This window comes from Thalassococcus sp. BH17M4-6 (genome assembly GCF_049323015.1).
Taxonomy (GTDB): Bacteria; Pseudomonadota; Alphaproteobacteria; order Rhodobacterales; family Rhodobacteraceae; genus Puniceibacterium.
This window is the reverse complement of record NZ_JBMPGU010000001.1, coordinates 515,544-537,359: the sequence shown is the minus strand read 5'-3', so window position 1 is coordinate 537,359 and position 21,816 is coordinate 515,544. Positions and strand designations below refer to the sequence as shown.

The following is a 21,816-nucleotide window of genomic DNA, read 5'->3' as shown; positions in this document are numbered from 1 at the left end:
TGCCCCGTCAGAACCTCAACTTGCCGTAATTTCGTGACAATCTCCTCGGGCTTTGGTCGCTTGTTGGCCATGTGTTTCCTCCGTTTTCCTAAACATAGCGGAGGACCACTTCAGTGGGGGAGGACCACGGGATCGACACGGCGAGTTACGCGGGGTCTGCGGCGGGTGTGCTGGTGTCGCTCTACAGCGGGATCGCGCGCTACGGGGATGCCGCGGGCGACAGCCTGGTCGGGATCGAGAACCTGACCGGGTCGGACCACGATGACCGTCTGTACGGTGACATCGGTGCGAACGTGCTGGAAGGCGGTCTCGGCAACGACAGCCTTTACGGCAGCAACGGCGACGACAGTCTGAACGGCGGCTATGGCGGTGATCTGCTGGACGGCGGTTCCGGGATCGACACGGCGAGTTACGCGGGGTCTGCGGCGGGTGTGCTGGTGTCGCTCTACAGCGGGATCGCGCGCTACGGGGATGCCGCGGGCGACAGCCTGGTCGGGATCGAGAACCTGACCGGGTCGGACCACGATGACCGTCTGTACGGTGACATCGGTGCGAACGTGCTGGAAGGCGGTCTCGGCAACGACAGCCTTTACGGCAGCAACGGCGACGACAGTCTGAACGGCGGTGGCGGCTCGGATTTCCTCGATGGCGGTCCGGGTAGCGATACATTTGTCTTCGGACAGGGTAGCGATCAAAACGAGGTACCCAACTTCGAAGATGGAAGTGATCTCGTGGCTCTCTCTGGAGGAATAACCTATTCCGACCTTACAATTTCTAGCATCACAGGCGGCGTGCGTGTTTCGATTAGCCAGGACACGACACAATACATCGATTTGTATGGTGTTGCCCTTAGTGACTTGTCAGAAGCAGACTTCGTCTAAGACGCACTTGGAAAAGAGCCTATCAAGCCGGGAGAACTCACATACACTTTGGCCGTAGTGAGGAATTATTATTGGTAAATGGACCGCGATTTTGACCGCCAAGTCGCCGAAGTCCGAGTCCGTATCGCTGTATTAAATGGCAGCTCTGCGCTCGGGATACCTGTCACGGACACCATGGGATAGATCTGTCCGGAGAAAGGGGCAGTCCGACAATCAGCCAACTTGTCAAAAAAACGCCCTGTTGGGACATGGTCGTGTTTGCACCGACTGACGTATCAAACTCTTGGAGGGAGCATTGAAATCAATGCCTTGCGATCGAGAGAAGGTTCGACGGAGGTCCCGTTCTCTCCGCCATTCGCTTGAAGTTTCTTTCCAGCGCATCCGGATCGCATGGCGAGCTCACGGGCTATTGATGGCACGAGATCGCGACCATATCGACCGCTATCGGGGTGTCGCGTCCTTCAAAAAACCTCGCAATGATCCGATGACCACAAGAGATAGCCTGCAAGCGTCGCTAGCCGCAGAGCACTGACTGAAGAGCGGCAAATTCACATATCTGCTCGTGGACGTGCACCTAACCATCGAAGGCAGGGCAACTGGCGGAGAGACAGGGATTCGAACCCTGGGACCCCGTGAAGGGTCAACGGTTTTCGAGACCGCCCCGTTCGACCACTCCGGCACCTCTCCGCGGGGGTCTGGTGCGTGCGTTTAGCCACTTGGGCGGGCGGGTGCAACAGGGAAAATGACGATCCCAACGCGCAGGGCGCGGGCTGTCGCATCTGGCAATCGGGCAGGGGCGCGCTTAGGTTGCGGACAACCCCGAGAAAAGGATCTGCCCCATGTTCATTCGCGCCGTTTCCGTTCTGACCGCCGTGTCGTTAGCGCTGCCGGTCCGGGCCGCGCCCGCCGACGATCTGGCCGATGCGCTTGGCGTGCCCGAGATGGTTCAGATCATGCGCATCGAGGGGCTGGACTATGGCGCAGAGCTTGGCCGCGACCTGCTGCCGGGCGGCGGCGGGCCGGGGTGGCAGGACATCGTGGCAGAGATCTACGACACCGACGCCATGGAGGCGACGGTCAAGGCGGGCTTTGCCGAAGCGCTGTCCGGCACCGACATCACGCCGCTGCTGGCGTTCTTCGAGGACGGCGCCGGCGCTCGGATCGTCGAGCTTGAGATCGCCGCACGCGAGGCGATGGTCGAGGACGAGGTCGAGCAGGCGGCGCGCGACACCTACCTGGCGCTCGAGGGGCGGGATGACGCCCGGCTTGCGGCGCTCGAGACCTTTGTCGATCAGAACGACCTCATCGAGGCCAATGTCGTGGGCGCGCTCAACGCCAGCTTCATGTTCTACAAAGGGCTTGCCGAAGGCGGCGGGCTCGAGATGACCGAAGCCGAGATGCTTTCGGATGTCTGGACGCAGGAGGACGACACCCGCGCCGATACGCGCGAATGGCTGTTCGCCTACCTTCTTCTGGCTTACGGCCCCCTGGATGACGACGCGCTGGCCGAGTATTCCGAGCTGTCGGACACGCCCGCGGGCCAGGCCATGAACCGCGCGCTTTTCCAAGGCTTCAACGACATGTATGACGAGATCAGCTATGCGCTGGGGCTTGCCGCGGCGCAGCAGATGCAGGGTGAGGATTTGTAGGCCAAATCGCGGGCGGGGCGCTTGACAAACGGTGCGATCCGCAACATAAGCGCGGCTCTGAGGTCGGGGCGCTCTGCACCGGCCTTCTTGTTTCTTGTAATACCGCCCCGATACGGGGGCGCGCAGTTCGAGGCGGCGACAGCCACAACATCCGGGACCGATCCGGGGGCCACAGGACGCGGCAGATAAAGGACGATACGCATGTTTGCGGTGATGAAAACCGGCGGCAAGCAATACAAGGTCCAGTCGGGCGATACGCTCCGGGTGGAAAAGCTTGCGGCCGATGCTGGCGAAAAGGTCCAGTTCAACGAGATTCTGATGCTGGGTGGCGACGATGTGACCGTCGGCACGCCCACGGTCGACGGCGCCGCCGTGCAGGCCGAGGTCATCGACCAGATCAAGGGTGACAAGGTCATCCACTTCGTCAAGCGCCGCCGGAAGCACGGTTCGCAGCGCACCAAGGGCCACCGCCAGCAGCTGACGCTGCTGCGGGTGACTGACATCCTCGCCTCGGGCGCGGACAAGTCGGGCGTCAAGGCCGCCATCGGTGCCGGAACGCTGCCGCGCGGCCTCGGCACCGAGCGCTATGCCGACAACGCGTCCGAACAGGCCGAGATGAAGGCCCGCGTCAAGAACAACGAAGCCAAGACCAAGTCGGTCGAAGCGCCCAAGGCAGAGGCGCCCGCGAAAGCGGCTCCCGCCAAATCCGCCGGTGCGGACGACCTGAAAGAGCTGTCGGGCGTCGGTCCGGCACTTGAGAAGAAATTGCACGAGGCCGGTATCACCACCTTTGCGCAGATCGCCGCCTGGACCGAGGAAGACGTCGAGAAGTTCGGCGAAGTCCTGTCGTTCAAAGGCCGGATCGAGCGTGAAGGCTGGATCGAGCAGGCCAAAGCCCTGACCGAGAAATAAGGAGAGACACCCATGGCACATAAAAAAGCAGGCGGTTCCTCCCGCAACGGTCGCGACTCTGCCGGACGCCGTCTTGGCGTCAAACTGTTCGGTGGCCAGTCCGCGATCCCCGGCAACATCATCGTGCGTCAGCGCGGCACCAAGTTCTGGCCGGGCGAAGGCGTGGGCCTGGGCAAGGATCACACGATCTTTGCGACCGTCGAAGGCGCCGTGACCTTTCACAAGGGCCTCAAGGGCCGTACCTTCATTTCGGTCCTGCCAGTGGCGGAGGCCGCGGAATAAGCCGACCTTAAGGTTCTGAAAATCTGGGGGATCGGCACAGCCGGTCCCCTTTTTCAGTTTTGCCGTCAGCCCATCCCCGGCGGCCCCGTCCGACCCGATTTGGAACGCAGTCGCAGGTCAGACGGTTTTGGGTATGCCCCCAAGGAGCGGTGGAAGCGGAGGAGAAGGATCATGAGCCTCGACACGGCCGAAGCGCAGACGACAGTGACGACAGATCGGTTCGATCTGCGACCGCTGTGCAAATCCGATGCCGGCCTGATCGCGCATTACAGCAGCGATCCGCGCGTCGCCTCCATGACCCAGGCGATTCCGCACCCCCTTCCGCCGGGCACGACCGAGGCCTTCATCGCCCGCGCCACGGCGCCGCTGCGCAACGAGGATGTCTGGGCGATGGACGGCACCAAGGTCGACGGGCCCGAGGTCATGGGTGTCATCTCGCTCGTGCGGATGGACCGCAACCAGTCCGAAATCGGCTACTGGGTTGCGCCGCCATTCTGGAACACCGGGCTCGCCTCGGACGCCGTCCGCGCGCTGGTCGAGGCCAATCCGCTGGGCAACGAGACGATGTTCGCCTGCGTGTTCCAGGACAACCAGGCCTCCGCCAAGGTCCTGACCAACTGCGGGTTCGAATATATCGGCGACGCCGAAGCCTATTGTCTTGCCCGCAACGCCAACGTACCCACTTGGACGTATATCAAGAAAATGCGCTGACCTGCGCCGCTTGCGGCGCCCAGGCAGGTGGACAACACCGCGCAAGACGCGCCAACCGCAGGATGCAAGACTATGAAATTCCTCGATCTTTGCAAGGTCTACATCCGCTCCGGCGCAGGCGGCGGCGGGGCTGTCAGCTTTCGCCGTGAGAAATACATCGAATTCGGCGGGCCGGACGGCGGGGACGGCGGGAACGGCGGCGATGTCTGGGCCGAAGCGGTGGACGGGCTCAACACCCTGATCGACTTTCGCTATCAGCAGCATTTCTTTGCCGACAATGGCCAGCCCGGCATGGGCCGTCAGCGCACCGGTAAAACAGGTGAAGACATCGTGCTAAGAGTGCCCGTGGGCACGGAAATCCTGGATGAGGATGAAGAGACAGTGCTGGCCGACATGACCGAACTGGGCCAGCGCGTGCTGCTGGCGCGGGGGGGCAATGGCGGCTGGGGCAACCTGCATTTCAAATCGGCCACCAACCAGGCGCCGCGTCGCGCCAATCCCGGTCAGCCTGGCGTCGAACGCACGATCTGGCTGCGGCTCAAGCTGATTGCGGACGTGGGGTTGCTGGGCCTGCCCAATGCCGGGAAATCGACCTTCCTGGCCGCCACCTCCAACGCCCGGCCGAAGATCGCGGATTATCCGTTCACCACGCTGCACCCCAACCTTGGCGTGGTCGGCGTGGATGGCGTGGAATTCGTCGTGGCGGATATTCCGGGTCTGATCGAGGGCGCGCACGAAGGGCGGGGCCTGGGCGACATGTTTCTGGGGCACGTGGAGCGCTGCGCGGTGCTGCTGCATCTGGTCGATGGCACCTCGGGCACGCTGCTCGAGGATTACCAGACCATCATCGATGAGATCGAAGCCTACGGCGCAGGTCTGGCCGACAAGCCCCGGGTGACCGTGCTCAACAAGATCGACGCGCTCGATGACGAGGAACGCGCCTTCCTGCGCGAGGAACTGCAGACCGTCGCCCGTGAAAAGGTCTACCTCATGTCCGGCGTCAGCGGCGAGGGGCTGACCGAGGTGCTGCGCGTCGTGCGCGCCCGAATCGACGACAACCGTCTGCGCATCAAGGCGGAGGATGAGGCCCAGGAGGACGCGCCGTGGCAGCCCTGACCGACGCCCGGCGGCTGGTGGTCAAGATCGGCTCGGCCCTGTTGGTGGACCGGGCCACGGGCGCGCTGCGGTCGGACTGGCTGCACTCTACGGCGGCGGATGTGGCGCGGCTGCGTGCGCGCGGGACACAGGTGGTGCTGGTGTCGTCCGGCTCCATCGCGCTGGGGCGCGGGGTTCTGGGCCTGCCCGCGACCGTGCTGCCGCTGGAACAAAGCCAGGCGGCCGCTGCCGTGGGCCAGATCCGGCTTGCCCGCGCCTGGGAAGAGGTGCTGGCCCCGCATGACATCACCACCGCGCAAGTGCTCGTAACGCTTGAGGATTCCGCGGATCGCAGGCGCTATCTCAATTCCCGCGCGACGCTTGAGACGCTGATCGGATTCGATGTCGTGCCCATCGTCAACGAAAACGATACCGTCGCCACGGATGAAATCCGCTATGGCGACAACGACCGTCTGGCGGCGCAGGTGGCGGTGACGGTGGGTGCCGATCAGCTGATTCTGTTGTCGGATGTGGACGGGTTCTATTCCGGTAATCCCAACATTGACAGCGGCGCGCAGCGGTTTGATATCATTGACGATATCACGCCAGAGATCGAGGCGATGGCGGGCGACGCCGGATCAGGGCTGAGCAAGGGCGGAATGAAGACCAAGCTCTTGGCGGCCAAGACCGCCACCGCGTCGGGCTGTTCCATGGCGATCACCGAAGGATCGGTTCTCAACCCCCTGACGGCGCTGGAAAACGGCGGGGCCGCCACCTGGTTCACGCCGCAGCTTGACCCGCATGCGGCGCGCAAGCGCTGGATTGCGGCGATGAAGCCGCGCGGTGATCTGACGCTGGATGCCGGGGCGGTGGCAGCCCTTGGCCAGGGCCGGTCGCTGCTGCCCGCGGGTGTCAGTGCTGTCAGCGGCACCTTCGGGCGCGGCGATCCGGTGCGCATTCTGGATGGCAGGGGCGCGACGCTGGGCCAGGGCCTCGTGCGCTATACCGCGCAAGAGGCGCAGGCGATCCGGGGCCACAAATCCACTGATATCGAGGCGATACTGGGCTATCCTGGCCGCGCCGTTCTGATCCACCGCGACGACATGGCGCTGTGACGCCACCCCCACCACCGCAAGACGGGACCGAGACCATGAAAGACCTCACCGACATCCCCGCCCTCATGCAGGACATCGGCGCGCGCGCCAAGGCCGCCGCGGCCACGCTGGCCTTTGCCGCGCCAGAGGCGAAGCGCCGCGCGCTCGAGGTGGCGGCGGATGCGGTTTGGGACCGGCGCGCGGCGATCATCGAGGCGAACGCCCGGGATCTGGAGTTCGGGCGCGACAAGGGCCTGTCAGACGCGATGATGGACCGCCTGCTTCTGAACGAGGCGCGGATCGAGGCGATCGTCGAAGGGCTGCGCGCCATCGCCGCGCAGGACGATCCGGTGGGCGCGGTCATGGCCGAATGGGACCGGCCAAGCGGCCTGCATATCCAGCGCGTGCGCACGCCCCTGGGGGTGATCGGGGTGATCTACGAAAGCCGCCCGAACGTCACCGCCGATGCCGGGGCGCTGTGCCTCAAGTCCGGCAATGCGGTCATCCTGCGCGGCGGGTCCGAGAGCTTTCACAGCTCGGGCGCGATCCATGCCTGCCTGGTCGATGGGCTGCGGGCCGCCGATCTGCCCGAGGATGCGATCCAGCTTGTGCCGACGCGCGACCGGGCGGCGGTGTCGGAACTGCTGACCATGACCGACTATGTCGACGTGATCGTGCCGCGCGGCGGCAAGGGGCTGGTGGGGCTCGTGCAGCGCGAGGCGCGTGTGCCGGTCTTTGCCCATCTCGAAGGGATCGTGCACATCTATGTCGATGCCGCCGCCGATCCGGTGAAGGCGCTGGATGTGATCCTGAACGCCAAGACCCGGCGCACCGGCATCTGCGGGTCGGCGGAATGCCTGCTTATTCACCGCGACGCGGTCGACACCATCGGCCAGGGCGTGATCCGGGCGCTGCTGGATGCCGGGGTCGAGGTGCGGGTGGATGACACGCTAAGCGCGATCGAGGGCACGACCCAGGCGCAGCCCGACGACTGGGGCCGCGAATTCCTCGACATGATCATCGCGGCGCGGGTGGTCGACGATATCGACGCGGCCATCGCGCACATCCGCGACCACGGATCGCAGCACACCGATTGCATCCTGACCGAAGATGCCGCCGCCGCCGCGCGCTTCTTTGAGCGGGTGGATTCGGCCATCGTGATGCACAACGCCTCGACCCAGTTCGCGGACGGTGGAGAGTTCGGCATGGGGGCCGAGATCGGCATCGCCACCGGCAAGCTGCACGCGCGCGGTCCGGTGGGGGCAGAACAGCTGACCAGCTTCAAGTATCTCGTGGTCGGGGATGGCACCGTCCGGGGCTGAACGTCAGATCCGCAGCGTCAGGGTCCCGTCGCCCTGCGTCACCCGCACCGACTGACCCGCCGCGCGCGTCAGACGGTCGAGCAGGGCGAATTCGACCCGTGACGGCGTCACCTCGACCGGCGTGCCCGGATCGCTGAACAGCGTCCAAAGGCCATTTCCCATCGCCAGATGGGCCGTTTCTGCACGAATGTGCCAGCCATCGCTGTCGTGGTCAAAGGTCACGGTGCCGCCGCGGGGCATGGCGGTTTCCAGGCATAGATAGGTCAGGAACGCCAGCTGCACCGCGTCGCGGCTCAGGTCGCCGGGCGGCTGCCAGCGGCTGCTGACCCGGCTGCCGCGGGCGATATCGTCCATAATGCCGGTGATTTCGCGCCGCGCCATGCGCTGCGCGCCCGGCGAGCTGCCGAAGGCCACGCGAAAGAACCGAATCCGGGCGGTGGCGCTGGCGCAGCTGTCGTTGATCAGCTCGAATTCCGGGCCAAGGGCGGCGGCCCCGCCCAGCGACATCAGCTCCAGCCCGTTGCTGATCGCGCCGATCGGGCTGATGAGATCGTGGCAGATGCGCGACCCTATCATTACGGCCAGATCATCGGTATCGTTGGGCATCAGACCCTCCGGACAAGGCAGAAGACAATGGACGAACTCAACGCGCTGCTGGAACCCGGGATGCTGGTCCGGCACCCCGACCAGCCGGATTGGGGGCTGGGCCAGGTGCAATCCAACATCGGCGGCCGCATCACTGTCAATTTCCGCGAGGCTGGCAAGGTGGTCATGGACGGATCCCGTGTCGCGCTGGTGCCGGTCTTCGATACCGAAACCTAGGCGCGTAAGATTTATGAAAGATTAATCTCGAATCGGCGTGCTGTCACCGGATCGGCATGGCGGTCGGGACGGATGTCGCGCAAAACCGGTTTCCCCCGGCTGGCCGGGCACGTAAAAGCGCGACAGGCGACCAGAGGGGTGGGCAGATGGCGGATAAGGCGCCGCAGTTTTCGGTGCGCCTGGCGCGCGACCAGGCCGAGATACGCGCGGCGCAGCGCCTGCGGTACGAGGTTTTTATCGCGGAACTGGGCGGGGCCGGCGCAGGGGTGGATCACGATGCGCGCCTGGAAACCGACCCGTTCGACCGCTTCGTCGATCACCTGATCCTGTGGGACGGGCAGCGCCCGGGCGAGGCGGTCGGGGTCTACCGGCTCTTGCGTGAGGACGGCGCGCGCGCCGCGGGGCAGTTCTACTCCGAAGATGAATACGATCTGGCCGCGCTGCGCGGCTCGGGGCGGCGGTTGCTGGAACTGGGGCGGTCCTGCCTGCACAGCGACTACCGGGGCGGCACGGCGATGATGCACCTCTGGCAGGCGCTGGCGGACTACGTGGTCGCGCACGAGATCGAGATCCTGTTCGGCGTGGCCAGCTTTCACGGCACCGACATCGCGGCGCTGCACCAGCCGCTGTCGCTGCTGGCGCACCGGCATCTGGCGCCGGAGGATCTGCGGGTCCGGGCGCGGCAATACCAGCGCATGGACCTCGTGCCGCCCGAGGAGGTCGACCGCAAGCAGGCGCTGTTGCAGATTCCCGCGCTGATCAAGGCCTATCTGCGTCTGGGGGGGGTTGTGGGCGACGGGGCCTTTGTCGATCATGCCTTCAACACCACCGATGTGTGCCTGGTGATGGACACCGAACGGATGAACGCGCGGCAGAAGGGGCTTTATGCCCGCGCCGGTGCGGGCGGGGCCGGAACATGACCACCTGGACCGGCGCACCGGAGCCCGAGGAACGCCCGCCGGGCCTCGCGGGCTGGCTGCGCATCCTGCTGCGCGGCGCGGTGCTGGGCACGGTGGTCTTTGGCGGGCTGGCGGTGCTGTTGCTGGTGCGGCTGATCGAGCGGCCGCTCTGCGGCGTCGACCGGCCGGTCACGCCCTATATCACCCAAGGTGTCTGCCGTGCCGCCTTTGTCATCCTGCAATTGCCGATCCACGTGCACGGGCCCCGGCTGGGCGGGCCGGGGGCGGTGGTGGCGAACCACACTAGCTGGCTGGACATCTTCGCGCTCAATTCCCGCAAGAACGTCTATTTCGTGTCGAAATCCGAGGTCGCGGGCTGGCCCGGCATCGGCTGGCTGGCCCGCGCCACCGGCACGGTCTTTATCAAGCGCGACCCGAAAGAGGCGCGCAGCCAGACGCAGATCTTCGAGGAACGGCTGTTGCACGGGCACCGGCTGCTGTTCTTTCCCGAAGGTACCTCGACCGACGGGCAGCAGGTGCTGCCGTTCAAGACGACGCTGTTTGCGGCCTTTTTTGCGGATGCCTTGCGGCATGAGATGCAGGTGCAGGCGGTGTCGGTGATCTATCACGCGCCCGAGGGGGAGGATCCGCGGTTCTACGGCTGGTGGGGCGACATGAGCTTTGGCACGCATCTGCTGCGGACGCTGGCGGCCCGGCAGCAGGGGCGGGTTGAGCTGTTCTATCACCCGCCGGTGCGTGTCGATGCCTTTGCAAACCGCAAGAGCCTGGCCCGGCATCTGGAGGATCAGGTGCGGCGCGGGCACGCGGTCCAGGGCGAGATGCAGACGGATTGAACCGCGCGCGAGCAACCTTCAGCGGACGTATGAGTTGAGCACCCGGCGCGGAATCAAGGCGAAGCCGCCGCGCCATCGCAGTCGCGCTCCCACGCGGCTGCGATTTGGCTGAGCTTGGTGCATCGCGGGGTGGCGTGCGGATTTGGCCGGGATAAAGCGCCTGAGCGCAGAGGTCGGATCGCATCCGCGCGCGACTGCAATGGCGCGGCTCCTCATTCGGTTGCGCAAGGTCCGTTTCAGGCCAATCGCATCAGGCGCAAGCGCAGCTTCTCCGGTCCTGGCGGACCATCGTCGCGATCAGCGCATTGCGGCAGTGAGAGCAGAGAGGGCCTTTGCCGGGTCGTCGGTGGACCAGATCTCTTCTCCGAAGGTGAAGAAATCGGTGAAGGGCGCATAGGCCGCCACGGTGTCGGGGTCGAGCGCACCTTCGGCGACCACGGGCAGTTCGATGACCTCGCTCCACCACTGGAAAAGGTCGAGGTCGGCCCGGGTGCCGTCGCCAAGCGCCGAGGCGCCCACCGGACCGAAGCCGATATAGTCCGCGCCCGCTTCGCCCGCGGTCATGCCGTCGTGCTGCGACGCGCCGCAGAAGGCGCCGACGATCGCGTCGGCCCCCAGTTCCTTGCGGGCGTAGCGGACCGTGCGCGCCCCGTCGAGAAGGTGCACGCCGTCCAGGCCCAGCCGCTGCGCCAGCACCACATGGGTGTCGATGACCATCGCCACGTCGTGCCGATGCGCCACCTCGCGGCAGGCATCGGCCGCGCGCATGATCCGGTCTTCGTCGCGGGTGGCCAGCCCCAGCCGCAGACAGGCGACCGGATGCGCGGCCAGCACCGCGTCCAGCTGCGCGGGAAAGCTGCCGAGGTCGAAATCGGGCGGGGTGAGAAGCGTGATTTGCGGCTGCTCGTCTTCGGCCATCTGAGGATCCTTTGGGGCGGTGGGTCGCGGTGTCGGTGGCTATAGCGCGGGCGGGCGGCTTTGACCATCCGGGTTTCGGGGTCCAAAGATGCCGGGCGCGCATCTTGCGAAGGGCGCGCGGCCGGCGTAGTCACACCGGTGTGAGTTGCGAGGATGCGATGCCGACAGAAACGCCCCAGCCCGCCTTTGTGCTGATCCGGCCCCAGATGGGCGAAAACATCGGTGCGGCGGCGCGGGCGATGTGGAATTTCGGCCTGGACCGGATGCGTCTGACCAGCCCGCGCGACGGCTGGCCCAATCCGGCCGCCACGGCCATGGCCAGCGGCGCGGGTCGGCTTCTGGACGAGGCGCAGATTTATGACAGCACGGCGGCGGCCGTGGGCGATTGCACCTATGTCTATGCCACCACTGCGCGGACCCGTGACCTGACCAACCCTGTGCTGAGCCCTGAGGCCGCAATGACGGACGCGGCGGAGCGGATCGCCGCGGGCCAGAAGGTGGCCGTGCTTTTCGGACCGGAACGGGCAGGGCTGGAAAATAGCGATATCGCGGTGGCCAATGCGCTGATCACCGTGCCGGTGAACCCGGAATTCCCGTCGCTCAACCTCGGGCAATGCGTTCTGCTCACCGCATATGAATGGCGGCGTGCGCAGGGGGCCGTAACCGACCGGCGGGTCGAGATGGCGGGCACCGACTGGGCCAGCGTGACGGAAGTGGAAAAGCTTGCCGACCATTACGAAGAGCGGCTGGCGCAGGCCGGGTTCTTCTTTCCCGAGCACAAGGAACAGAGCATGAAGCTGAACCTGCGCAATCTCTGGAGCCGGATGCCCCTGACCCAGGTGGATGTGCGTATGTTGCATGGCATCCTGCGTCAGATGGTCCGCTGGAAGGAGCGGGGCTGACTTGAAGGCGCTGCGACAGGGGCCTAAGTTCCGCCCGGCAAGGAGAACCACATGAGCGGCAAGCGCAGCATTTTCGAAGAGGTGGGCACGGCCAAGGCCGAGGTCGCGAAACCGGCGGGCGGGGTGATCGACAAGGGCCGGGGCGGCGCGCGCGGCGCTGTGCGGGTCTGGCTGATGATCCTTTTCGCGCTGGTCATGGTGATGATCGCCGTAGGCGGTCTCACGCGGCTGACCGACTCGGGCCTTTCGATCACCGAATGGCGGCCCGTCACCGGCGCGCTGCCGCCCATGGATGCCGCGGCCTGGGACTCCGAGTTCGATAAATACAAGGCCATCCCCGAATACCAGCTACAGAACAGGGGCATGAGCCTGTCGGAATTCCAGTTCATCTACTGGTGGGAATGGGGCCACAGACAGCTAGGCCGGGTCATCGGGCTGGTCTGGGCGCTTGGTTTTTTCGGCTTTCTGCTGACCCGCAAGATGCCCACCGGCTGGGCGCCAAGGCTTCTGGGGCTGGGCGCGCTTGGCGGGCTGCAGGGGGCTGTGGGCTGGTGGATGGTGTCCTCGGGCCTCACCGGGACGATGCTGGATGTGGCAAGCTACCGGCTGGCCATCCACCTGGGTCTGGCCTTTGTCATTCTGGGCCTCATCGCCTGGTACGTGTTTCAGCTGGGCCAGCCCGAACGGGTGCTGATGCAGGCCCGCCGCGCGCGCGAGGCGCGGCTTTTCGGCATGTCCACCGGACTGATGCACTTTGCTTTCCTCCAGATCCTGCTGGGCGCGCTGGTGGCGGGTATCGACGCCGGGCGCAACTATACCGATTGGCCGCTGATGGGCGGCGGCTTCTGGCCGCCCACCCCGTTCGAGATCACACCGGTCTGGCGCAACTTCTTTGAAAACGACGCGCTGGTGCAGTTCCTGCACCGCATGGCGGGCTATCTGCTGTTGGTCTACGGCCTGATCGTCTGGCGGCGGTCGCGCAAATCGCCCAACACTGACACCCGGTTCCGGTTCAACGCGGTGCTGGCGATGATGCTGCTGCAGATGGTTCTGGGCATCGTCACGGTGATCTATGGCGCGCCGTGGCAGATTGCCATTGTGCATCAGGTGGGCGCTGTCATTCTGTGGGTGCTGATCCTGCGCGCGCGCTTCGCCGCGGGCTATCCCGCCAGCCAATCCATCCGGGGGAGCGTTGCATGAACGCCTTTGACGATTTGATGACGTTTCAGAAGGACACCGGCGCGCTTGGTCAGATCGCCGGGCGACTGGGCTGGGATCAGGAAACCATGATGCCGCGCGGCGCGTCGGACCAGCGGGCCGAGGAACTGGCGGCGATCGAGGGCGTGCTGCATGCCCGCCGCACCGATCCGCGTGTCGGTGACTGGCTGGACCAGATCGACGAGGCATCGCTGGATCGGGCGGGCCGCGCGCAGGTGCGCGAAATCCGCCGGTCCTTTACCCGGGCGGGCAAGGTGCCCGCGCGGCTTGCGTCCGAGATTGCCCGCGTCACCAGCAAGGCCCATGTGGTCTGGGCCGAGGCGCGCGCCGACGACGATTTCGCCCGGTTTGCGCCGCTGTTGAAAGAGGTGCTGGGCCTGCGCCGCGAGGAAGGCGCCGCGCTGTCCGATGGCGGTGACGTTTATGACGCGCTTTTGCAGGATTACGAACCCGGCGCGACCGCCGCCGATCTGGACAGGATGTTCGGTGCGCTGCGCCCGCGTCTGGTGGCTCTGCGCGAGGCGGTGTTGGCCCGGCCGCAACCGCAGGCCCTGACCGGATCGTTCGACGAGGCGGCGCAGATGAAGCTGGCGCGCCAGGTCGCCAAGGTCTTTGGCTATGACATGAGCCGGGGACGGGTCGACAAGGCGGTGCATCCGTTCAGCTCGGGCTCTGGCAACGATGTGCGGATCACCACGCGGACCAATGCGCTTGATCCCTTCAACTGCCTTTATTCCACGATCCACGAGGTCGGCCACGGTGCCTATGAACAGGCCGTCGATGCCGACTTCCGCTTTACGCCCATCGGGCAGGGCGCGTCGATGGGTGTGCACGAAAGCCAAAGCCGCATCTATGAAAACCAGCTGGGGCGCAGCCGCGCCTTCACCGGCTGGCTTTTCAGCCAGATGACCGAGGCGTTTGGCGATTTCGGCGTGTCCGATGAAGAGGCGTTCTTTGCCACCGTGAACCGGGTGCACAATGGCTTCATCCGGACCGAGGCGGACGAGGTGCAGTACAACCTGCACGTGCTGCTGCGCTACGATCTGGAACGCGCGCTGATTTCCCGCGCGCTCGAGGTCGAAGATCTTGAGGCGGCGTGGAACGACCGGTTCGAGGCGGATTTCGGCTTTGCCGTGGATCGTCCGTCGAATGGCGTGCTTCAGGACGTGCACTGGTCGGCGGGGCTGTTCGGCTATTTCCCGACCTATACTCTGGGCAATGTCTATGCAGGTTGCCTGCACGAGGCGTTGCGCCGCGACGTGCCGGGGCTGGACGATCAGCTGGTCGCAGGCGATCTGGACGCGGCGACAGGGTGGCTGCGCGAAAAGGTGCAGAAGCACGGCGGGCTATACGAGCCGCGCGACACCATCGCGCGAGCCGTGGGGGCAGAGCCGTCGGAAAAGCCGCTGCTCGATTACCTCGAGGCGAAATTCGGCGCGATCTACGGGCTGTGATGCATCGTCAAACGGCGGAGGCACAAAAAAGGGGGCAACCCGAAGGTGCGCCCAGTCACGGTGTGGAGAGATCAGAGCCGCGTCAGATGACGTTCTGCCAACCGCCGCGGTAGGTGCAATACCGCCCGCCGCCATAGGCGATCAGCGGCAGGGCCAGCGAAACGGCGACGACCAGTTCGATGAGGGCGTAGGTGGAGAGATTTTCGAAACCGGGGACGAGCCCGTCGAGGCCGATGTAAAGCGCAATGCCCAAGAGCGCCATCACACGCGTGCGCACCCCAAAGGCCAACCAGAGAGAGACCACGGTCAGCAGGCTGCAAAGGGCGGCAGCCCCGATGATGTGATCACCGGCGATGGTGGACAAGACGCTGGACACGAAGATGCCGACAAGGGCAAGGCGGGCGCCAAAGCGCAGGGCAGGGCCGGAAGGTGTCATTGTTCTGCTCGCAATTTTGTTGCTGTTACAGACATCAAGACATAACTCTTGTTGCCCCGCAATACGCCGAAAATACAACTGCGGGTTTGCAATTATGCAATCATCCGCATTTCAGGGATGTATCGGCCAGCGTTTCCACTTCCGCGAAGCACTTCATTATGAAGTCTGCGGTGGCCCGAACTTTGGGGTCGGTGCGGCGGCTTTCGTGGTAGAACATCCAGAAATCCGCAACGAAAGGGCGTTTGTTCGGGCTGACCGGACGCAGGCCGCCTTCACGGGTGGCGGTGATGTCGGGCAACGGGCCGGGCAGACGGGACACCTTCATCAGGTGCAAGAGCGCCATGATGCTGTTTAGCCGCATGCTGGGCGGGCGGCCGTAATTTTCGAACCCGAACTGGATCAGTTCCGTCTCGTCATGCTCTTCGTTCAGACCGGCCCAGTTGCCCGAGGTATCGGCGTTTTCCGTGAACTCGAAAAGCCGGAACGACAGATCGCCGACCCGACGGGTGATGACCCGGCCGGTTTCCGGCGCGCCGTACTGGATCACCACGTCGTGGTCCCCAAGCCCGCCGGTGGTCACCCGGTCGCTGAAGCTGAGCGAAATGCCGTCCAGCATGTCGGAATGCCGCCGCATGCCCGGCACCAGCACCTCGGCGGTGATGACCGGCGGGCAGGCGATGTCGATCTTGACCGGCTCTGCACTCGGGCTCCCCGTCTGGTTGTTCAGGGCCGACTGGATCTCTCCGTCAAAGGTCTGGGCAAGCTGGATCAGCTGCGCCACCGCGTCCGACGGGCGCCAGCCGTCGGCGGTCTTGATGAAGGCCTGCGTGCCAAGCGACTCTGACAGCCGTTCCATGCGCCGCGACACGGTGGCCGTATTCGTGCCAAGGCTTCGGGCCGCGCCCGACATGGTGCCCGCCTTGGACACCGCGACGAGAAATCTCAGGTCGTCCCAATTGTTCATGTGCCTGTTGCCCTGCCGGTGCCCATGCCCGGACGTTATTGATTTTCGGAGCCCGCTACCCGGGAAGGAACGCTGCGTCGTGCCGCCGTTGAGGCCATTTTGCCGGATGCGCGATTGCCTGTTTTTTTCTTGTACTATCGATAATCCGCGCAACCCTACCTTGCAAGGAAAGACACAACTCGCTGCCGTGGGGTAACAAAATGGTGTAGAAAAACCCCATTTATTCGAGGCGCTTGCCGCAGACGCTGTATGCGGCAGGTCCGCAGTTCTGCAGGCGCGGACCCGGTTGGGCCCGCGCGTGCCGATCAGGCGTCTTCGCTGGTGTCGTCGACGGGATCCTCGTCGCCCTGGTCCGCGATCCAGGCCACCGACACCACGGTTTCACCCGCACCGGTGTTGAAGACCCGAACCCCGCCCGCGCTGCGCGAGCGGAAGGAAATGCCGTCGACCGGCACCCGGATCGACTGACCCTTCGAGGTGGCCAGCATGATCTGATCATCCATCTCGACCGGGAAGGACGCGACAAGCGGCCCGCCGCGCATCGCCTTGTCCATCGCCATCACGCCCATGCCGCCGCGCCCGCGCAGCGGATAATCGTGGCTCGAGCTCAGCTTGCCCGATCCCTTGGCGGTGATCGTCAGGATCAGGTTTTCCGCCGCCGACATCTCGGCATAGCGTTCCTGGGTGATCGCGCCGGGGGCGACGTCATCCTCGTCCTCGTTTTCCGCATCATCGGCGAGGCCCGCCATGGCGCGGCGCATCTTGAGATAGGCGGCGCGTTCCTGCGGATCCGCCTCGAAGCTGCGGATCACCGACATCGACACGACCCTGTCATCGCCGTTCAGGCGGATGCCGCGCACGCCGGTGGATTTGCGGCCCTTGAAGACCCGTACATCCGTCGTGCGGAAGCGGATGGCGCGGCCCGAATCCGTGACCAGCATCACGTCATCCTGTTCCGACGCGATCCGCGCGTTCACAAGGCTCACGCCTTCGGGCAGGTCCATGGCGATCTTGCCGTTGCGCATCACGTTGGTGAAATCCGACAGCGCGTTGCGGCGCACGTCGCCCGCGCTGGTGGCAAAGACGATCTGCAGGTCGTCCCAGTCCTTTTCGTCCCGGTCCACCGGCATGATCGCGGCAATCGACACGCCCGTGGGAATGGGCAGGATGTTCACGATCGCCTTGCCCTTGGAGGTGCGGCTGCCTTGCGGCAGGCGCCAGGTTTTGAGCTTGTAGACCATGCCTTCGGTGGTGAAGAACAAGAGCTGCGTATGGGTGTTGGCGACGAAAAGCGTGGTGACCACGTCATCCTCTTTCATGCCGCCGCCCGACAGTCCCTTGCCGCCGCGCCGCTGGCTACGGAAATCCGCAAGCGGCGTGCGCTTGATCCAGCCCGATTGGGTCACGGTCACAACCATGTCCTCGCGCTCGATCAGGTCTTCGTCTTCCATGTCGCCGGACCAGTCGAGGATCTCGGTCCGGCGCGGCACGGCAAACAGCTCGCGCACCTCGCGCAGTTCATCGGCGATGATGCCCATGATGCGTTCGCGGCTGCTGAGAATTTCGAGGTATTCCTTGATCTTGCCCGCCAGCTCTTCGAGCTCGTCGGTGACTTCCTTGACCCCCAGCTGGGTCAGGCGCTGAAGGCGCAGGTCGAGGATGGCGCGGGCCTGGATCTCGCTCAGGTTATAGGTGCCGTCGTCGTTCGCCGTGTGGGTCGGATCGTCGATCAGCTTGATGTAGGGCAGGATCTCGCCCGCGGGCCAGCGCCGCTCCATCAGCTTTTGGCGCGCCTCGGCGGCATCGGCAGAGGCGCGGATCGTGCGCACGACCTCGTCGACATTGCTGACCGCGACCGCCAGACCGCACAGGATATGGCTGCGCTCGCGCGCCTTGCGCAGCAGGTAGGCCGTGCGCCGCGCCACCACGTCCTCGCGGAAGTCGATAAAGCAGGTCAAGAACCGCCGCAGCGTCAGTTGTTCGGGCCGACCGCCGTTCAGCGCCAGCATGTTGCAGCCGAACGAGGTCTGCATCGGTGTAAAGCGGAACAGCTGATTCAGCACCACCTCGGCGGTGGCGTCGCGCTTGAGTTCGACCACCACGCGGACGCCGTTGCGGTCGGATTCGTCCTGCACATGGGCGATGCCCTCGATCCGCTTTTCGCGCGCCGCCTCGGCGATGCGCTCGATCATCGTGGACTTGTTCACCTGATAGGGAATTTCGTCGATGACGATGGCCCAGCGGTCCTTGCGCAGCTCTTCGACCCGGGTCTTCGCGCGAATGATCACCGATCCGCGCCCTTCCAGATAGGCCTTGCGCGCGCCCGACCGGCCCAGCATCAGCCCGCCGGTGGGAAAGTCGGGGCCGGGCACGTACTGGATCAGCTGTTCGGAGCTGAGGTCCGGATCGTCGATGAGCGCGAGGCAGGCGTCGACCACTTCGCCCAGGTTATGCGGCGGAATGTTGGTCGCCATGCCGACGGCGATGCCGCCCGCGCCGTTGACCAGCATGTTGGGAAAGCGGGCGGGAAGCACTGTCGGCTCCTGCTGCTTGCCGTCGTAGTTGTCCTGGAAATCGACCGTGTCCTTGTCGATATCGTTGAGCAGATAGGCGGCGGGCTTGTCCATCCGCACCTCGGTATAGCGCATGGCGGCAGGGTTATCGCCGTCCATGGAGCCGAAGTTGCCCTGACCGTCCAGAAGCGGCAGCGACATCGAAAAGTCCTGCGCCATACGCACCAGCGCGTCGTAGATCGCGCTGTCGCCATGCGGGTGATACTGGCCCATGACATCGCCGACGGGCCGCGCCGATTTGCGGTAGGGTTTGTCATGCGCATTGTTGGTTTCGTACATCGCGTAAAGAATGCGCCGATGCACAGGTTTCAGGCCGTCGCGCAGATCGGGAATGGCACGGCTGACGATCACGCTCATCGCGTAATCGAGGTAGCTCGACTTCATTTCCTCGGTGATGGAAATCGACGGTCCGTGGAAGGTGGGCCGCTCGGGGCGATTTTCATCTGCGTTTTCAGGGGGTTCTGGCGTATCGCTCACGTGGCCTGTCCGTCCGTCTTTTTGCTATATCTTGTTGATTTGCTTATATCAGAGGCAGGATATGGGGCGCAATGCCGCAGCGCCGCCGGTTTTTGGCAGCCACCGGGTCCGCCTGCTAACACACTGTTTTTATTGAAAAGTAAATCACTGCTTGGCATGATTCTTTTACACAGGACCAAGACAGAGGTGTACCGATGCAGGAAAGCGAAACCGAGTTGCTGTTGCGGGGTTACGGGCTGACCACGGCAGAGATGTTTTACCGGATGCCCGACTACCAGAATGTGCTGAACACATTCGTCTGGCAGGACTATGATCTGGCGCCGGATCACCCGAAACTGTTCGAATTCATCGAATTCTGGCAGGACAGTATCGAGGGCCCGCTGCATTCCGTCCGCTATACCCATCGCAAGCTGCTGGCCAGCGGCGAATGGCGCAACATGGTGGGCGAATTCCACTATCACTGAAATCGAAAGATGGGGGCTCTGCCCCCGTCGCGGCGGGCCGCGACTCCCCCGAGGTTATTGAAAACCGGAGAATGGGGGTGCTGCGCTCTTGTCTTCTCCGGTTCTCAATAACCCTCGGGGAGCCCGAGGGGCTGGCCCCTCGGTCCTGACCCCGCCACCGGGCGCGTGCCTCAGGGAATGATGCGGGTGTATTTGACGCCTTCCAGCGTGGCGCCCGCGCGCAGGCCGGACTGGCCGAAGATCACCGCGATGACCGGGGCCAGCGAGGTGGTGGTTTCCGCCGCCAGCGTCTGGCCCTGATCGGGAAAGGCGTATTCGATATTGGCCTCGGCCGCCCAACCGGGCGAGCGGCGGAAGTTCATCAGCGCATCCTCGGTCATGAAGAACAGCACATGCGCATATTGCTGGGCGCCGATCTGCAGCCCGGCGCTGGCCTTGGTGGTGGAATAGTAATCCACCGTGGCACCGCCCACGCGCAGCGCGCCGCGGCCGTAGCCGCCGCCCAGGCCCAGGCCCGCCTCGGTCACCAGGGGCATCACCAGGATGCCCGTGGATTTCGCCTCGAGCGTGCGGGTGTTGGGATATTGCCGATAAAGCTGCGCCAGCGTCGCGTCGACCCGGGCGTCGATGGTAGCCGGGCCGCGGCTGCCGATGCCATTGCCGCAGGCGGCGAGAAGGAAGGTGCTGCCAAGCGCGAGCATCAGCCCGCGGCGTGTGAATTCTGTCATGGAACCGCTCTTTTGTGTTGTCAAAGCCTCAGGGTTCCGGCTGTCCCGCCGGTTGTGCTCGCACAATACCCCCAGATGCGGGGGCTGTCACGTCCTTAACCCACTATAGGCGGCAGATCGCTGTTATGTGAGCAGCCGTGCGGCGGCGGGGGCAAAGTAGGTGAGCACCCCGTCGCAGCCCGCGCGCTTGAACGCCATCAGCGATTCCAGCATCACCGCGTCGCCGTCGACCCAGCCGTTCTGCGCCGCGCCCGCCAGCATCGCATATTCGCCCGACACCTGGTAGGCAAAGGTCGGCGCACCAAAGGTGTCCTTGGCGCGGCGGCAGATATCGAGATAGGGCATGCCGGGCTTGACCATGACCATGTCCGCGCCTTCGGTCAGGTCACGCTCGATCAGGCGCATCGCCTCGTCGCTGTTGGCGGGGTCCATCTGGTAGGTCTTCTTGTCGCCCTTGAGCGCGCCCGACGCCCCCACCGCGTCGCGGAACGGACCATAGAAGGCCGAGGCGTATTTCGCCGCATAGCTCAGCAAACAGACATGGCTGTGGCCGGCGGATTCCAGAGCGCTGCGCAGCGCGCCGATACGTCCGTCCATCATGTCCGAGGGGCCGATGATGTCGGCCCCGGCATCGGCCTGGGACAGCGCCTGCTTGACCAGCGCCTCGACCGTGGCGTCGTTGACCACCTCGCCGTCGACCACGAACCCGTCGTGCCCGTTGATGTTGTAGGGGTCGAGCGCCACGTCGGTCATCACCGCGATGTCGGGGGCGGCGGCCTTGATCGCGCGGGTGGCGCGGTTGCTCAGGTTCTCGGGGTTCCAGGCCTCGGCGCAGTCCTCGGTCTTGAGCGCGGGATCGGTATAGGGAAAAAGGCAGATCGCCGGGATGCCCAGGGCCTGCGCCTCGACCGCGGCTTCGGCCACCTTGTCGACCGACCGGCGCAGCACACCGGGCATGGAGGCGATCGGCTCTTCGATCCCTTCGCCGTCGCGTACGAAGACCGGCCAGATGAAATCCGCGGGCGTCAACTGGGTCTCGCGGACCAGATCGCGCAGGGCCGGGGTGCGGCGCGCGCGCCGCAGTCGGGTGGCGGGAAAGGCGGCTATCGTCGGTTTCATCGGCTTGGTCCTTGTAAACGCCGTCTTTGGGTGGCATGGAAT

At 64.9% G+C, this 21,816-nt stretch carries 22 protein-coding genes, 1 tRNA gene and 1 pseudogene; 16 read left to right on the top strand and 8 right to left on the bottom strand.

The window, feature by feature from the left end; translation table 11 throughout:
• Positions 1-167 precede the first annotated feature (167 nt).
• Positions 168-881: a calcium-binding protein gene (locus ACOXXX_RS02425; RefSeq protein WP_422824939.1), complete on the top strand. Its 714-nt coding sequence runs from the start codon at positions 168-170 to the stop codon at positions 879-881.
• A gap of 78 nt (positions 882-959) precedes the next feature.
• Positions 960-1,064 (top strand): annotated as a pseudogene (locus ACOXXX_RS02420) (IS5/IS1182 family transposase); the annotation flags it as partial.
• 414 nt (positions 1,065-1,478) lie between these two features.
• Here ACOXXX_RS02420 and ACOXXX_RS02415 read toward each other — a convergent pair.
• Positions 1,479-1,568: transfer RNA gene (locus ACOXXX_RS02415), tRNA-Ser, on the bottom strand.
• Positions 1,569-1,720: 152 nt separating this feature from the next.
• On the opposite strand from ACOXXX_RS02415, the gene ACOXXX_RS02410 reads away from it, so the two are divergent.
• From ACOXXX_RS02410 to ACOXXX_RS02380, 7 genes are all read left to right on the top strand, one after another.
• Positions 1,721-2,530: a hypothetical protein gene (locus ACOXXX_RS02410; RefSeq protein WP_422824938.1), complete on the top strand. Its 810-nt coding sequence runs from the start codon at positions 1,721-1,723 to the stop codon at positions 2,528-2,530.
• Between the two features lie 201 nt (positions 2,531-2,731).
• Positions 2,732-3,442: a 50S ribosomal protein L21 gene (locus ACOXXX_RS02405; RefSeq protein ID WP_422824937.1), complete on the top strand. Its 711-nt coding sequence runs from the start codon at positions 2,732-2,734 to the stop codon at positions 3,440-3,442.
• Between the two features lie 12 nt (positions 3,443-3,454).
• On the top strand, positions 3,455-3,724 hold the full coding sequence (rpmA, locus tag ACOXXX_RS02400; RefSeq protein WP_422824936.1) for a 50S ribosomal protein L27: 270 nt from the start codon (positions 3,455-3,457) through the stop codon (positions 3,722-3,724).
• Between the two features lie 171 nt (positions 3,725-3,895).
• Positions 3,896-4,435, top strand: a complete 540-nt coding sequence (locus ACOXXX_RS02395) for a GNAT family N-acetyltransferase (protein WP_422824935.1) — start codon at positions 3,896-3,898, stop codon at positions 4,433-4,435.
• 72 nt (positions 4,436-4,507) lie between these two features.
• A complete protein-coding gene (gene obgE, locus ACOXXX_RS02390; RefSeq protein WP_422824934.1) occupies positions 4,508-5,551 on the top strand; it encodes a GTPase ObgE in 1,044 nt (347 codons plus the stop codon).
• Positions 5,539-6,645, top strand: a complete 1,107-nt coding sequence (proB, locus tag ACOXXX_RS02385; RefSeq protein WP_422824933.1) for a glutamate 5-kinase — start codon at positions 5,539-5,541, stop codon at positions 6,643-6,645. The genes obgE and proB overlap by 13 nt, the downstream gene beginning before the upstream one ends.
• Before the next feature lie 35 nt (positions 6,646-6,680).
• On the top strand, positions 6,681-7,946 hold the full coding sequence (locus ACOXXX_RS02380) for a glutamate-5-semialdehyde dehydrogenase (protein WP_422824932.1): 1,266 nt from the start codon (positions 6,681-6,683) through the stop codon (positions 7,944-7,946).
• A 3-nt stretch (positions 7,947-7,949) separates the two neighbouring features.
• Here ACOXXX_RS02380 and ACOXXX_RS02375 read toward each other — a convergent pair whose 3' ends face one another.
• Entirely contained in the window at positions 7,950-8,552 is a 603-nt protein-coding gene (locus ACOXXX_RS02375) for a histidine phosphotransferase family protein (protein ID WP_422824931.1), read from the bottom strand.
• Between the two features lie 27 nt (positions 8,553-8,579).
• On the opposite strand from ACOXXX_RS02375, the gene ACOXXX_RS02370 reads away from it, so the two are divergent.
• The 3 genes from ACOXXX_RS02370 to ACOXXX_RS02360 all read left to right on the top strand — a co-directional run bounded on the left by ACOXXX_RS02370 (position 8,580) and on the right by ACOXXX_RS02360 (position 10,521).
• Positions 8,580-8,768, top strand: coding sequence for a DUF3553 domain-containing protein (locus tag ACOXXX_RS02370; RefSeq protein ID WP_422824930.1), 189 nt, complete (start codon positions 8,580-8,582; stop codon positions 8,766-8,768).
• Positions 8,769-8,914: 146 nt separating this feature from the next.
• Complete coding sequence (locus ACOXXX_RS02365) at positions 8,915-9,688, top strand: GNAT family N-acetyltransferase (protein ID WP_422824929.1); 774 nt, start codon at positions 8,915-8,917, stop codon at positions 9,686-9,688.
• Complete coding sequence (locus ACOXXX_RS02360; protein ID WP_422824928.1) at positions 9,685-10,521, top strand: lysophospholipid acyltransferase family protein; 837 nt, start codon at positions 9,685-9,687, stop codon at positions 10,519-10,521. Before ACOXXX_RS02365 ends, ACOXXX_RS02360 begins: the two co-directional genes overlap by 4 nt.
• A gap of 297 nt (positions 10,522-10,818) precedes the next feature.
• Here ACOXXX_RS02360 and ACOXXX_RS02355 read toward each other — a convergent pair whose 3' ends face one another.
• On the bottom strand, positions 10,819-11,439 hold the full coding sequence (locus ACOXXX_RS02355; RefSeq protein ID WP_422824927.1) for a thiamine phosphate synthase: 621 nt from the start codon (positions 11,437-11,439) through the stop codon (positions 10,819-10,821).
• A gap of 158 nt (positions 11,440-11,597) precedes the next feature.
• On the opposite strand from ACOXXX_RS02355, the gene ACOXXX_RS02350 reads away from it, so the two are divergent.
• From ACOXXX_RS02350 to ACOXXX_RS02340, 3 genes are read left to right on the top strand one after another with little or no spacing between them, the layout of a single operon-like run.
• A complete protein-coding gene (locus ACOXXX_RS02350; protein WP_422824926.1) occupies positions 11,598-12,341 on the top strand; it encodes an RNA methyltransferase in 744 nt (247 codons plus the stop codon).
• A gap of 51 nt (positions 12,342-12,392) precedes the next feature.
• Entirely contained in the window at positions 12,393-13,541 is a 1,149-nt protein-coding gene (gene ctaA, locus ACOXXX_RS02345) for a heme A synthase (RefSeq protein ID WP_422824925.1), read from the top strand.
• Positions 13,538-15,013: a carboxypeptidase M32 gene (locus ACOXXX_RS02340; protein ID WP_422824924.1), complete on the top strand. Its 1,476-nt coding sequence runs from the start codon at positions 13,538-13,540 to the stop codon at positions 15,011-15,013. The genes ctaA and ACOXXX_RS02340 overlap by 4 nt, the downstream gene beginning before the upstream one ends.
• A gap of 82 nt (positions 15,014-15,095) precedes the next feature.
• Here the strand turns inward: ACOXXX_RS02340 and ACOXXX_RS02335 are convergent, their stop codons facing one another.
• The 3 genes from ACOXXX_RS02335 to gyrA form a co-directional block, all read right to left on the bottom strand.
• Positions 15,096-15,449 carry a hypothetical protein gene (locus ACOXXX_RS02335; protein WP_422824923.1) on the bottom strand — a complete coding sequence of 118 codons (354 nt, stop codon included), beginning with the start codon at positions 15,447-15,449 and terminating at the stop codon, positions 15,096-15,098.
• A gap of 100 nt (positions 15,450-15,549) precedes the next feature.
• A complete protein-coding gene (locus tag ACOXXX_RS02330; RefSeq protein WP_422824922.1) occupies positions 15,550-16,413 on the bottom strand; it encodes a LysR family transcriptional regulator in 864 nt (287 codons plus the stop codon).
• Positions 16,414-16,718: 305 nt separating this feature from the next.
• Positions 16,719-19,463 carry a DNA gyrase subunit A gene (gene gyrA / locus ACOXXX_RS02325; protein ID WP_422824921.1) on the bottom strand — a complete coding sequence of 915 codons (2,745 nt, stop codon included), beginning with the start codon at positions 19,461-19,463 and terminating at the stop codon, positions 16,719-16,721.
• Between the two features lie 194 nt (positions 19,464-19,657).
• On the opposite strand from gyrA, the gene ACOXXX_RS02320 reads away from it, so the two are divergent.
• The gene (locus ACOXXX_RS02320; protein ID WP_422824920.1) at positions 19,658-19,927 is read left to right on the top strand and encodes an usg protein; all 270 of its coding nucleotides are present in this window, start codon (positions 19,658-19,660) and stop codon (positions 19,925-19,927) included.
• Positions 19,928-20,097: 170 nt separating this feature from the next.
• Here the strand turns inward: ACOXXX_RS02320 and ACOXXX_RS02315 are convergent, their stop codons facing one another.
• Both ACOXXX_RS02315 and hemB read right to left on the bottom strand, forming a co-directional pair.
• Positions 20,098-20,655, bottom strand: a complete 558-nt coding sequence (locus ACOXXX_RS02315) for a YSC84-related protein (RefSeq protein ID WP_422824919.1) — start codon at positions 20,653-20,655, stop codon at positions 20,098-20,100.
• Between the two features lie 123 nt (positions 20,656-20,778).
• Positions 20,779-21,774, bottom strand: coding sequence for a porphobilinogen synthase (gene hemB / locus ACOXXX_RS02310; protein WP_422824918.1), 996 nt, complete (start codon positions 21,772-21,774; stop codon positions 20,779-20,781).
• Positions 21,775-21,816 lie beyond the last annotated feature (42 nt).

Excerpts from the sequence above, each read along its gene's own strand:
- ACOXXX_RS02355 (WP_422824927.1), bottom strand. The coding sequence starts at position 11,439 with ATGGCCGAAGACGAGCAGCCGCAAATCACGCTTCTCACCCCGCCCGAT.
- hemB (WP_422824918.1), bottom strand. The coding sequence starts at position 21,774 with ATGAAACCGACGATAGCCGCCTTTCCCGCCACCCGACTGCGGCGCGCG.
- ACOXXX_RS02410 (WP_422824938.1), top strand. The coding sequence starts at position 1,721 with ATGTTCATTCGCGCCGTTTCCGTTCTGACCGCCGTGTCGTTAGCGCTG.
- ACOXXX_RS02350 (WP_422824926.1), top strand. The coding sequence starts at position 11,598 with ATGCCGACAGAAACGCCCCAGCCCGCCTTTGTGCTGATCCGGCCCCAG.
- ACOXXX_RS02360 (WP_422824928.1), top strand. The coding sequence starts at position 9,685 with ATGACCACCTGGACCGGCGCACCGGAGCCCGAGGAACGCCCGCCGGGC.
- ACOXXX_RS02375 (WP_422824931.1), bottom strand. The coding sequence starts at position 8,552 with ATGCCCAACGATACCGATGATCTGGCCGTAATGATAGGGTCGCGCATC.
- ACOXXX_RS02335 (WP_422824923.1), bottom strand. The coding sequence starts at position 15,449 with ATGACACCTTCCGGCCCTGCCCTGCGCTTTGGCGCCCGCCTTGCCCTT.
- ACOXXX_RS02370 (WP_422824930.1), top strand. The coding sequence starts at position 8,580 with ATGGACGAACTCAACGCGCTGCTGGAACCCGGGATGCTGGTCCGGCAC.
- ctaA (WP_422824925.1), top strand. The coding sequence starts at position 12,393 with ATGAGCGGCAAGCGCAGCATTTTCGAAGAGGTGGGCACGGCCAAGGCC.
- ACOXXX_RS02340 (WP_422824924.1), top strand. The coding sequence starts at position 13,538 with ATGAACGCCTTTGACGATTTGATGACGTTTCAGAAGGACACCGGCGCG.
- ACOXXX_RS02315 (WP_422824919.1), bottom strand. The coding sequence starts at position 20,655 with ATGACAGAATTCACACGCCGCGGGCTGATGCTCGCGCTTGGCAGCACC.
- ACOXXX_RS02365 (WP_422824929.1), top strand. The coding sequence starts at position 8,915 with ATGGCGGATAAGGCGCCGCAGTTTTCGGTGCGCCTGGCGCGCGACCAG.
- ACOXXX_RS02395 (WP_422824935.1), top strand. The coding sequence starts at position 3,896 with ATGAGCCTCGACACGGCCGAAGCGCAGACGACAGTGACGACAGATCGG.
- ACOXXX_RS02380 (WP_422824932.1), top strand. The coding sequence starts at position 6,681 with ATGAAAGACCTCACCGACATCCCCGCCCTCATGCAGGACATCGGCGCG.
- ACOXXX_RS02330 (WP_422824922.1), bottom strand. The coding sequence starts at position 16,413 with ATGAACAATTGGGACGACCTGAGATTTCTCGTCGCGGTGTCCAAGGCG.
- ACOXXX_RS02405 (WP_422824937.1), top strand. The coding sequence starts at position 2,732 with ATGTTTGCGGTGATGAAAACCGGCGGCAAGCAATACAAGGTCCAGTCG.
- rpmA (WP_422824936.1), top strand. The coding sequence starts at position 3,455 with ATGGCACATAAAAAAGCAGGCGGTTCCTCCCGCAACGGTCGCGACTCT.
- obgE (WP_422824934.1), top strand. The coding sequence starts at position 4,508 with ATGAAATTCCTCGATCTTTGCAAGGTCTACATCCGCTCCGGCGCAGGC.
- ACOXXX_RS02320 (WP_422824920.1), top strand. The coding sequence starts at position 19,658 with ATGCAGGAAAGCGAAACCGAGTTGCTGTTGCGGGGTTACGGGCTGACC.